The sequence below is a fragment of the Rhodanobacter sp. B04 genome (assembly GCF_002001125.1).
Taxonomy (GTDB): domain Bacteria; phylum Pseudomonadota; class Gammaproteobacteria; order Xanthomonadales; family Rhodanobacteraceae; genus Rhodanobacter.
On sequence record NZ_MUNV01000007.1, the window covers coordinates 174,457 to 185,227 of the forward strand.

The window sequence follows — 10,771 nt, forward strand, 5'->3', positions numbered from 1 at the left end:
AATGCGTCCTGCCGCTCAAAGGAATTTCGATGGCATTGCCCGAGACGGCCAGCGCCGACTGGATCGACAACCGCGACGCACTGCAGGCATGGCTCGCCGCGGTGCCGGCGGACGCCGCCGTCGCACTCGACACCGAGTTCATGCGCCGGAACACGTTCTACCCGCAACTGGCACTGCTGCAGCTTGGCTGGAACGGACGGCATGCGCTGATCGATCCGCTGGCATTCGACATCGGCGACGCATTGCAGCCACTGCTGGGCGCCGGCCCGGCGGTCACCGTGATGCACAGCGCCAGCGAAGACCTGGAAACCCTCGCCCCCTTGCTGCCCGACGGCCCCCACATCCTGTTCGATACCCAGATCGCCGCGGCCTTCGTCGGCATGGGCCTGGGCATCAGCTATCGCGCGCTGGTCGCCGAACTTGCCGGCGCCGAACTGGACAAGGGCGAGACCCGCTCGGACTGGATGCAGCGCCCGCTCACCGCCTCGCAATGCAGCTACGCCGCGCTGGACGTGGTGTACCTGAAAACCATCCACGAGCAGTTGGTCGAGCGCCTGCGGCAGCGTGGGCGCAGCGCCTGGCATGCGGAGGACTGCGAGCGGCTGAAACGCCGCGCCAGCCACCGCGACGGCGACCCGCAGCCGCAGCGGGCCATGCGCGGCGCGGCCGACTGGCCGGCTGCGCGACAAGCCATGCTGCGCCGCCTGCTGTCATGGCGCGATCGCAGCGCACGCCGCCTCGATGTGCCGCGGCCCTGGCTGATCGACGACACCCTGGCACTGAGCCTGGCGCAACAACCACCGGCTTCCCTGAGTGAACTCGAACAGCGCGGCCGCGGCCAGCGTGCGCTGCGTTCGGCACAACGCAGCGAGCTGTTCGCCCTGCTCGCCGAAGCGGTCAGTGCCGATGAAATCGACACCACCGCGCGGATCCCCGGCCATCCGCAGGGCGAGGCGAAGAAGGCGCTCACCGAAATGAAGCAGGTAGTCGACAGTCTCGCCGGCGAACTGGATCTGCCGCCGGGCCTGCTGTGTCCACGCAAGGCACTGGAGGAATACGTGGTCACCGCCGAATGGCCTGATCTGCTCGAAGGCTGGCGCCACGACGTGCTGCACGACCGCCTCGGCGCCCTGCTGCCCGGCTAGCCCGCACAGGTCTTGGCGAACCCCTTCGCACGCTGCTAAGATCCCCCGCTTCCGTGGGGCGGTAGCTCAGCTGGGAGAGCGCCACGTTCGCATCGTGGAGGTCGTGGGTTCGATCCCCATCCGCTCCACCACGGAATGTTTCACCAGTGTCACGCAATACCCCGGAAACCGCGCTACGGCGCGGTTTTTCTTTGGGCGGACGTAACACAAGGCTCATCCGGACTGCATCATCACGCAACGCGTGACAATCCGCCTGACGCAGGCTGATGTTCCGTCTGCGCGCTTTGACTTATCGCGAGAAGCCTTCCACTGCGAAGGAATCGCCATTGCCGCCCACATCCCGCGGATCTGCGAGAACCAGTCCGCTGGATCCGGTATGCGTCCGGTTGTTGGCCGGACCCAGCACGGATAAGCTCCCGTTGAATCAGGGCGTTGTGTCGGAACTCCCGAATGTGACCACGGATGTATAGCCGGACCCTTGGGTCCGTTTATTAGGTAGTTAGGCATCACATGAAGCTTCAGATTCCCCCGATGACCCCATGGAAAGATGTGCTGGTCCATTTGGCGATCTGGGCGATCTTGTTGTCAGCTCCGTCAATCGTCTACTCGTTCTTTCCAAAACCCGACTTCGATGCCGCGTTGCGGAGTAAGTATCCGCATCAAATTGCGCTAGTCATGGGTGGCGGGGACTCGTCCAGCGGCAACACAACGTATGCGCGTCGATCCTATCTGCTTGTCCCGTCCGCGCCTCAACTACCGGAAGTCGTGCAAATTACTCAGGTAGATTCCGAGCGTCCAAAGGTAGTTGTGCAAAACAATTTATTCCTGATATCGCTAGTAATTTTCATCGGGCTCAGTGTTTACTATTTTCGTAAACGGTGGCGCACTCAGCAGAGTGATGCGTAACATTTCGTTCAAGGCGGACGGCTACGCCGCCGCTTAACTCCAGCGTCAGGCGCCAACAAATCCCATGTCATCTCACGGCATCGTCAGACTGGAGAGTCCGTATCCATTCGCTGATACCGTGCAGCGGCTGCTCGCCGCCTTCGCCGAGAAAAGCATCAAGGTCTTCGCAACCATTGATCAGCAAGCAGAGGCTCGGCCGTCGGTTTGGCGATGCCTGCGACCACGCTGATCGTCTTCGGCAATCCGAAGGCGGGCACACCGCTCATGCTCGCCAATCCGCAAGTGGGCGTCGATCTGCCGCTGAAGGTACTGGTGTGCGAGCCTGAGCCAGGCCAGGTCGCGGTGTTCTTTACCGCCGCGTCGGAGCTTGTCGAACGGCATTCCCTTTCGCCTGAATTGGCCGCCGGCCTGGTTCCGGCTGAGCGCCTGATTGCAGCTGTCATCGGAAAGAGCGTCGGCGCCTGACCAGCAGGCAAGTGAACAACCGAGCGCTACACCCTGACGAACCAAGGTATCGCCATCAGCGCAACCCCGATGGAGATCAACAGGAAAGTGCCGGACACGAAATACGGAAACGTCATCAGCGCCAGCCCGCATACCAGCGGAACGATCGCCCGTTGCTTTTTGCCGTACACGAAGAAGCCGAGCCCGATCGACCCGAACAGTACGCCCCAGAGTAGTGTCGCTGTGCTCAAGACAAGCTGACCGGCTTTGGCTTGGATGGCAGGATCGTACACCAACGCCGGACTGGTGGACTCGAGTGCATATGTCGGCACGCACTTCTCCAGAAGCCGGAGAACGTGCCAATCTCTGCGCCGGGAGTCTGTTTACGGATATCCACCTTCTGTACTGCCTGATGGCATGGACGACATGCCGTCAGGCAGATCGCGCATTCAAGTCGGGAGTTTTCATGAAGTCTTCGGGATATTTCGCCTTTGCAACCTGCTTCGCTCTCACGCTGCCGCTGTCGGCTCATGCCGACGCGACTGCTTCGACGTTCCAGTTGAGCGACTTGCAGAAGATCGTGAACCTGGGCGAGCCGCAGATTTCGCCGGACGGCAAGCGCATTGCCGTTGTCGTTTCGACGCCGGACTGGAAAGCCGACAAGAGCAAGCAGGAAATCGACCTGGTGGACAGCGCCAGCGGCGCGCGGCGCATGCTGACCTGGAAGCGCGAAGGCATCTCGTCGCCACGCTGGTCGCCGGACGGCACGCGACTGGCCTTCATCGCCGATGATGCAGAGACCAAGCAGGGACAGTTGTTCGTGATGCCGATGGACGGCGGCGATGCGCAGCGCATCACCGACATCAAGCGCGGCGTGGACTCGTTCAGCTGGAGCCCCGATGGCAAGCAGATCGCCTTCGTCAGCGAAGACGAGCCGGCCAATGCGAAGGCCATCAAGGAACACGACGATGCGTTCCAGGTCACCGACAACCACTTTCTCACCCGCGAGGCGCTCACTCCGTGGCATCTGTGGCTGGTGCCCAGCGCGGGCGGCGCGGCGAAACGGCTTACCCAGGGCAGCTACAGCCTGCAGACCGACCAGCAGGACGACACGCCGCAGCCGGCGTGGAGCCGCGATGGCCGCAGTATCGCATTCGTCCGTTTTCCCGGCCCGTACTGGGGACCGTCGTTCCACTCCGTGATCGCTGCCGTGGATGCCAACGGTGGCGAGCCACACACCCTGGTGTCGGATGAAGGATCGGCCAACGTCACCTACGCGCTGGACAGCGATCAATTCGCCTTCGTGCGCCCGCGCAACGGCGACCAGAACAACGGCAATGCGGTCTACGTGACGACCGGCGGCAACACCCGCGACGTCACCCAGGCGCTGGCACGCAACCTCAACGGCTATGCCTGGCTGCCGCGCGGCAAGTCGCTGCTGCTGGCCGCCGAGGACGGCACTCACTCGGTGCTGTGGGAGCAGCCGCTGTCGGGGGCGGCGAAGAAGCTCGATCTCGGCGAGGTGGAAGCGGGTGCCGACGTGAGCGTCTCGAAAACCGGCGCACTGGCCTTCATCGGCAGCACCACGGCGCATCCGGGCGAGCTGTACGTGATGGATTCGGTGAGCGCAAAGCCGCGTCGGCTTACCAATCTCAACACCTTCGTCGACAGCCTCGCGCTGGGCCGCACCGAATCGGTCGAGTGGCAGGAACCAGACGGTTTCCACGAGGATGGCGCGCTGACCTATCCGGTCGGCTACCAGCGCGGCCAGGCCTATCCGCTGGTGCTGGTGATCCACGGCGGTCCGGAAGCAGCCTCCACCGTGAGATTCTCGCCGCTGCCGCAGTTGCTGGCCGCGCAGGGCTTCGTGGTGTTCCAGCCGAACTACCGCGGCAGCACCAACCTCGGCGATGCCTACCAGCACGCGATCTTCCGCGACACCGGCGTGGGTCCGGGCAATGACGTGATGGCCGGCGTGGCCGCCGTGCAGAAGCTCGGCATCGTCGATGCGCAGCGCATCGGCGTCACCGGCTGGTCCTACGGTGGCTACATGACCACATGGCTGACCGGCCATTACCCGATCTGGAAAGCCGCCGTATCCGGCGCGGCGCTGACCGACTGGGTCATGGACTACACCGTGTCGTACTACCAGACCGGCGACACCTATTTCTTCGGCGGCTCGCCGTGGATGGCGAAGTACAAGGACATCTGGCGCGAACAGTCGCCGATCGCCTATGCCCACAACGTCACCGCGCCGACCCTGATCATGGGCGACGTGGGCGACCCCAACGTGCCGCTGCTGAACAGCTACGAGTGGTACCACGCGCTGCGCGACAACGGCGTGCCGGTGGAGTTCTACGCCTATCCGGTGGACACGCATTTCCCCAAGGACATCGTGCGCACCACCGACGTCTACCGGCGCTGGGTGGGCTGGATGACGCAGCATCTGAAGTGATCGCGGGCCATCCATGGCCCGCAGCTCCGGGGAGCCATCGCCCCGGAGCTGCCCGCATGCCGAAACTCAGCGACTGATCACCACGGGAAGCGACGAGAGCTGCCGTGCCTGATCATCGAGCAGATGCGCCACGACCGGATCGAGGCTGCGCATGAACGCCTCGACCTGCGTCGTGTAGTTCGAGGCACTGCCCAACTGCTGGTTGATCTCTTCGTGGGTCATGTCCTGTTCGAGCACCTGCGCATGCATGCCGAGCCGGGTCGCCTTGTCGACGAAGCGATGCGCCTGCGGACAGGACTCGGCACGCCGGCTGGAGCACACGGCCAGAAACGGCGCACCGGGCGCATGCAACTGCTGCAATGGCGACGCGGCCTGCCACACTGCCGGATCGCTGCCGAACGCGCGATCGTACAGACGCAGGTGGCGCGACTGCATGGTCTGCACCACATCCAGCGACGCGCTGTCCAAAGACACCGTACCGAGCCAGGGCGTAGCACCCAATTGCAATGCGATCGCCGGCTCAGCCGCCAGCAGATCGACCAGATGCGCCCCTGCGGAATGCCCCATCAGGATGAACTTCCGGCGATCGCCACCCCACTCCGTCGCCTGTCGCTGCGCCTGTACCAGCGCCTGCGCCACGTCGCGTGCCTGTTGCAGCGGAGCCGCATCGGGCAGCAGTCGATAGTTGACTGAAATCAGGATGAAACCGCGCGGCACCCAACGCGCCACCTTGTTCTGGATGACATTCTTCGCCGCCTTGTCGCCGATCGCCCAGGCGCCGCCGTGCACCATGAAGATCACCGGCGCACGATCGGCCTGCATCGGCGCATAGACATCGAAGCGCTGCTTCGGATCGCTGCCGTAGGCCACATCGCGCACCACTCGGATGCCAGCAGGCAGCACGGCCGCCCCCGGGTTGCCAGCCTGCGCACGGCGTTGCATCAAGGCATCCCGCAACGCGCCTGCGCAGACAGGCTGCCAGCTCAGGGCGGATGCCAGTGCGATCACGGCGAGTGCCCAGCTCACCTTCCTTTGCCATCGGAACATCACGGTCTCCCCAGTGCGATACGACATGCCGCACGCAGATCCGGTGCAGCGAGCAGATCGGCGGCCAGACGCCGCCATTCGCCAAAGGCGATCACCAGCGGCCGCTGCGAATCCAGCGGGTGCGCCAGGCCGTAGCGGATCGGCTGTTCTTCACGCTCCTCGCGCAGCGTGCCGAACATGCGGTCGAACACGATCAGCACACCGCCGTAATTGCAATCCAGATACTCGGCATTGGACGCATGATGGACGCGATGGTGCGCCGGCGTGTTCAGTACCCACTCCAGCACGCCCAGCCTGCCCACCGCTTCGGTATGCAGGAAGAACTGGTAATGCAGGTCGAACGCCAGCAGGGCGAACACCATGCGCGGATCGAGGCCGGCCAGCACCAGCGGCACGTAGAACACCCAGCCGAACGACAGCAGGTGGGTCCAGCCCAGCCGCACCGCCGACAACAGCGTCATCTGCTCCGGCGTGTGATGCACCGCGTGGTTCGCCCACATCCAGCGGATCGTGTGGCTGCAGCGGTGGTAGCCGTAATAGGCGAACTCCACCGCGACGAAACCGGCCAGCCACACGCGCCAGTCGCGCACCGGCCAGTGCACCGGCGCCAGTCGGCTGATCGCGGCAAACAGGCTGGCCAGCGCCAGACCGCTCAATGCGCCTGCAAGGACATTGCCGATGCCCACGGCCAGCGACGCCAGCGCGCCGCGGCCGTCATAGCCGACCCTGGCGATGCGCCGGCGCCACAGCCATTCCAGCAGCACGCAGACCAGCATCACCAGCAGGAAGCCGGGCGAGCGACCAAGACGTTCCATCAGCGGACTCCGTCGAGCATGCCATCAATGACCGCAGGCAATCGCATTGCCGCTGGGATCGGTGCAGCTTCCCGTATGCGTCACACCCTGGCCCTTGGTGTAGCTGGTCTGCCCGGTATAGGTGTCGCCGCTGGCATTGGTGATGGTGCTGTCGTGCGTGGCGGTGCCGTTCGACGCCGTGGTGCTTCCCTCATAGCTGCCGCGCGCACCGCTGGCCGTGGTCTCGCTGCTGGCGTTCCAGCTGCCGCTGGCATTGCGCGCGTAGTTGCCGCTGCTGTTGTAACTGCCGTCGGAAGCGCTGGTGCCCGATTGCTGGTAGCTGCCCTGGGCCGAGCCGTCGGTGTTGCGCGTATAGCTGTTGTGGCCGCTGAAGCTGCCACCGTTGGCACCGGTGACCTGAGTGCCGCCCTGATGGCTCACGCTGCCATCCGGGTTCACCGAGGTATACGCGCCGTGGGCCGCCGTACCGTTCGGGCCGGATGCGCGGGTACCGCGAAAGTGGGTCAGGCCACCCTGGCCATTGACGACCGTGCCACCGATGTGGCCGACCTGCTGGCCATTGGCCTGGAGGCGGGAACCGTGGACGCGGGCCTGGGCCGGATGGGTCGCGCCGAGTGCGATGGCGCCGACGATGGCCAGTGAGGCAAGACGGGCATGGGAAGACACGGTCATGGCAAATCTCCTGCGCGAATGAAGTGGAAGTGACCGCCCATCGGAACGATCCGATGGCGTGGAGCCACTCTCCCCCAAAGCCATCGACAAGGTGTTTCCGGAAACGCCCGGATGTGAGCAGGTGTTGCCGAATGCGCGGCAGAAACATTTGCTTGCAAATGGCGAACTGGCGGGCTTGCTGGTGCCCCGGACTCACGACATAGTCGCCGCCATGGAATCGATCCACATCCTTGTCGTCGACGACGACCTGCGCCTGCGCGACCTGCTGGAACGCTATCTGACCCAGCAGGGCTTCCACGTGCGTGGTGCCGCCCACGCCGCCGCGATGCGCCGCGAACTGTCCGCACATCACGTCGACCTGATCGTGCTCGACCTGATGCTGCCGGACGCCGATGGCCTGGAGCTGTGCCGTAGCCTGCGCGCGGAGGGCATCGAGACGCCGATCATCATGCTCACCGCGAAAGGCGACGAGGTGGATCGCATCGTCGGCCTGGAAATCGGCGCCGACGATTACCTGGCCAAGCCGTGCAACCCGCGCGAACTGGTCGCGCGCATCCGCGCGGTGATGCGCCGCCGGCCGCGTGCACCGGCCGGCGCGCCGCAGGCCGAGCAAGGGCCGGTACAGTTCGGCCGCTTCAGCTTCGAACCGGCCACCCGCCAGCTGCTCGATGAAGGCACCCCGATCAAGCTGACAAGCGGTGAATTCGCGGTGCTGGCGGCCCTCGTGACGCGTCCGTTCGAGACGCTCAGCCGCGAGCGGCTTATCGCGCTGGCGCGCGGTCGCGATCACGAAGCCTTCGATCGCAGCATCGACGTGATGGTCTCGCGCCTGCGCCGCTGCCTGGAGGACGAGCCCCGGCAACCACGCTGGCTGCAGACGGTCTGGGGCGAGGGCTATGTGTTCGTGCCCGACGGCGACCGCCCATGAAACGTGCGCCGACCACCTTCTCACTGGTGCTGGCGCTGGTCGCACTGGCCTTGCTGCTGGCACTGACCCTCGCTGGCTTGCTGTCGACCCGTGGCGGCCTTAAGGCCGCCGGCGAGACCTATGGCCGGCTCGTCGTATCGACCGCCTTGGCTGCCGACGAGCTGTCCACTCGCTCGGACGGCGCCTCGATGCGTACGCTCGATGCACTGAAACAGGCCGGCGTGGCTTTCTCGACCTCCGCGCCGCCGCCGCCCACGGTACGGGTGGCATCGGTGATCCGGGAAATCGGCCGCACCGCCGGCGACCTGCTCGGCGATCCCTCGCGGGTCGTGGTCACCCAGTCGCTGCAGTCCTCGCAGATCTGGGTGCGCAGCGAACACGATCCGCGCCGATGGATCGTGCTGCATGCCGTCAGCTACCGTCAGCAACTGATCGACTCGACCCTGGTGGTGACGCTGCTGGCCGGCCTGATCGCGCTGGCGATTGCAGGCTTCGCCGCACGCCTGCTGACGCGCCCGCTGGAGCGACTCTCGGCGCATGCCACGGCCTTGTTGGCGGGCGACCCGATGATCCAGCAGTTGCACGGCAGCCCGCGCGAGGTGCGCCAGCTGGCCCAGGCCATCGGCACAGCCGGCGCACGCTTGCGCGGCGTGGCTCGCGAACGCGAGCTGATGCTGGCCGGCATCTCGCACGACTTGCGCACCCCGCTGGCACGGCTGCGCCTCGCGCTGGAACTGGGCGACGCCGATGATCCGCAGCGGCGCGAGGCGATGGTGGGCGACCTGCAGGAACTCGACAGCGCACTCGAACAATGCCTCGCCTTCGTGCGCGATGGTCGTGACGAGGCATTGCGCGAGGTCGACATCATCACCCTGGTCGGCCAGCTGCTGGCCTTGCGCGGGCAACCCGACGCTTGGCAGCTGGAGGGCCCATCACTGCTGCCGGCCAGGATACGGCCCACCCTGCTGCGCCGGGCCATCGGCAATCTCATGGACAACGCCGAGCGTCATGGTGCCGCCCCGTTCAAGGTGTCGCTTGGCTGCGACGGTGGCGTGCTTTTCGTGTGCGTGACCGACCACGGCCCCGGCATACCGGCAAGCTTGCTCGACCGGCTCGGCCAGCCGTTCCTGCGCGGCGATCAGGCGCGCAGCAGCGCCGGCAGCGGGCTCGGTCTGAGCATCGTGATGCGCGCCGCCGAGCTGCACGGCGGCACGTTCGAACTTGGCAATGGCAGCTACGGCGGCCTGGCAGCCACGATCCGGATTCCGGCCGCGCCCACAAACATCTGACCCGAGGTCATCTTGCATGTCGATCCTGCCTCGCCTCTCTGCCTGCCTCGCCCTGTCCATCCTGACCGGCAGCGTGCACGCCCAGCAGGCCGTATCCGCGCCGCGCGCCGACGGCGCACTGACACCGCTGATGGTCTACGAGGCAAGCAGTGCGACATGCCCGCCGCTGCTGCTGATTTCGCCCGGCGCCGGTGGCGACGAAAAAGGCATGCGCTATCTCGGCGAAGCGATGAGCCGGGATGGCTGGCGCACGATCGTGCTGGGCCATCGCGAGAGTGGCATGGCGCCTTTGCGTGCCGATATCCGCCGCAGCGGCGGCATCCGCCGTGGCGTGGCCGCGATGGTGTCGACCCCGGCCGACTACCATGCCCGCCTGATGGACATCGACGCTGCACTGCAATGGTCGCAGCAGCGTTGCCGGGCACCGTTCAAGGCGCTGCTCGGCCACTCGATGGGCGCACGCACGGTGCAGATCGAGGCGGGCGCGCTGAACAAGATCGGCATACGCGGCGAAGGCGGCTTCGACGCCTACGTGGCGCTGTCGCCGGCCGGCCCGGATGAGGTGTTTCCGGTCGCCGCGGAACGCAACATCCAGCTGCCGATGCTGATGATCACCGGCACCCGCGACAGCGGAACGGAAGGCGATTACCACTGGCGCATGCAGGCCTTCGACGCGCTGACCACCCCGTGCAGCTGGCTGGCGGTGATCGACGGCAGCACGCACATGAACTTCGCCGGGATCGGCCTCGCCGGCACAACCCGGGCGGCCACCGTTGCACTGACCGTGAGCTGGCTGGATGCCTTGCGCGCGGGTCGCTGCGGGCAACCCCCAAGCCTCGCCGGGGTAAGCCTTACCCGCAAATAAGATCTGCCGCATGGGGGGGCGATCGACCCCATCCCTGCGACGCTACACGTCCAATCCGACCCGGTCCGGGCATGCCCGGCATCTGGTCAAGAGCATCCAGCCTTGCGTTAAAGAATGCGATCACAACGCAGTTGCGGGAGGATCGCCGGGCAATGGCATGACCAGTGCTTGGAATTTCGATGGAAATTGCGATGCACCGACGGAA

Annotated in this window: 10 protein-coding genes and 1 tRNA gene; 7 read left to right on the top strand and 4 right to left on the bottom strand. The window is 65.6% G+C overall.

Translation table 11 applies throughout. From position 1 onward, the window contains the following. Positions 1-29: 29 nt before the first annotated feature. The 3 genes from rnd to B0E46_RS05525 all read left to right on the top strand — a co-directional run bounded on the left by rnd (position 30) and on the right by B0E46_RS05525 (position 2,516). The gene (rnd, locus tag B0E46_RS05510; protein WP_077554775.1) at positions 30-1,145 is read left to right on the top strand and encodes a ribonuclease D; all 1,116 of its coding nucleotides are present in this window, start codon (positions 30-32) and stop codon (positions 1,143-1,145) included. Positions 1,146-1,200: 55 nt separating this feature from the next. Further along, positions 1,201-1,276 (top strand) — tRNA-Ala (locus B0E46_RS05515). Between the two features lie 979 nt (positions 1,277-2,255). Beyond that, positions 2,256-2,516: a DUF302 domain-containing protein gene (locus B0E46_RS05525; protein WP_256364039.1), complete on the top strand. Its 261-nt coding sequence runs from the start codon at positions 2,256-2,258 to the stop codon at positions 2,514-2,516. 26 nt (positions 2,517-2,542) lie between these two features. Here the strand turns inward: B0E46_RS05525 and B0E46_RS05530 are convergent, their stop codons facing one another. Continuing rightward, positions 2,543-2,827 (bottom strand): hypothetical protein, encoded by a 285-nt coding sequence (locus B0E46_RS05530; protein WP_254425057.1) that lies wholly within the window; start codon positions 2,825-2,827, stop codon positions 2,543-2,545. A 134-nt stretch (positions 2,828-2,961) separates the two neighbouring features. On the opposite strand from B0E46_RS05530, the gene B0E46_RS05535 reads away from it, so the two are divergent. Then, positions 2,962-4,950, top strand: coding sequence for a S9 family peptidase (locus B0E46_RS05535; protein ID WP_168171138.1), 1,989 nt, complete (start codon positions 2,962-2,964; stop codon positions 4,948-4,950). A 66-nt stretch (positions 4,951-5,016) separates the two neighbouring features. Here the strand turns inward: B0E46_RS05535 and B0E46_RS05540 are convergent, their stop codons facing one another. From B0E46_RS05540 to B0E46_RS05550, 3 genes are read right to left on the bottom strand one after another with little or no spacing between them, the layout of a single operon-like run. Beyond that, a complete protein-coding gene (locus tag B0E46_RS05540) occupies positions 5,017-5,997 on the bottom strand; it encodes an alpha/beta hydrolase (RefSeq protein ID WP_077554779.1) in 981 nt (326 codons plus the stop codon). Further along, entirely contained in the window at positions 5,997-6,812 is an 816-nt protein-coding gene (locus B0E46_RS05545; RefSeq protein ID WP_077554780.1) for a sterol desaturase family protein, read from the bottom strand. Before B0E46_RS05545 ends, B0E46_RS05540 begins: the two co-directional genes overlap by 1 nt. A gap of 24 nt (positions 6,813-6,836) precedes the next feature. Next, positions 6,837-7,484 carry a hypothetical protein gene (locus tag B0E46_RS05550; RefSeq protein ID WP_077554781.1) on the bottom strand — a complete coding sequence of 216 codons (648 nt, stop codon included), beginning with the start codon at positions 7,482-7,484 and terminating at the stop codon, positions 6,837-6,839. Between the two features lie 211 nt (positions 7,485-7,695). Between B0E46_RS05550 and ompR the strand changes: the two genes are divergently transcribed. From ompR to B0E46_RS05565, 3 genes are read left to right on the top strand one after another with little or no spacing between them, the layout of a single operon-like run. Beyond that, positions 7,696-8,412 carry a two-component system response regulator OmpR gene (ompR, locus tag B0E46_RS05555; RefSeq protein ID WP_077554988.1) on the top strand — a complete coding sequence of 239 codons (717 nt, stop codon included), beginning with the start codon at positions 7,696-7,698 and terminating at the stop codon, positions 8,410-8,412. Then, on the top strand, positions 8,409-9,701 hold the full coding sequence (locus B0E46_RS05560) for a HAMP domain-containing histidine kinase (protein ID WP_077554782.1): 1,293 nt from the start codon (positions 8,409-8,411) through the stop codon (positions 9,699-9,701). Before ompR ends, B0E46_RS05560 begins: the two co-directional genes overlap by 4 nt. Positions 9,702-9,717: 16 nt before the next feature. Continuing rightward, positions 9,718-10,566 carry a hypothetical protein gene (locus B0E46_RS05565; protein WP_077554783.1) on the top strand — a complete coding sequence of 283 codons (849 nt, stop codon included), beginning with the start codon at positions 9,718-9,720 and terminating at the stop codon, positions 10,564-10,566. Positions 10,567-10,771 lie beyond the last annotated feature (205 nt).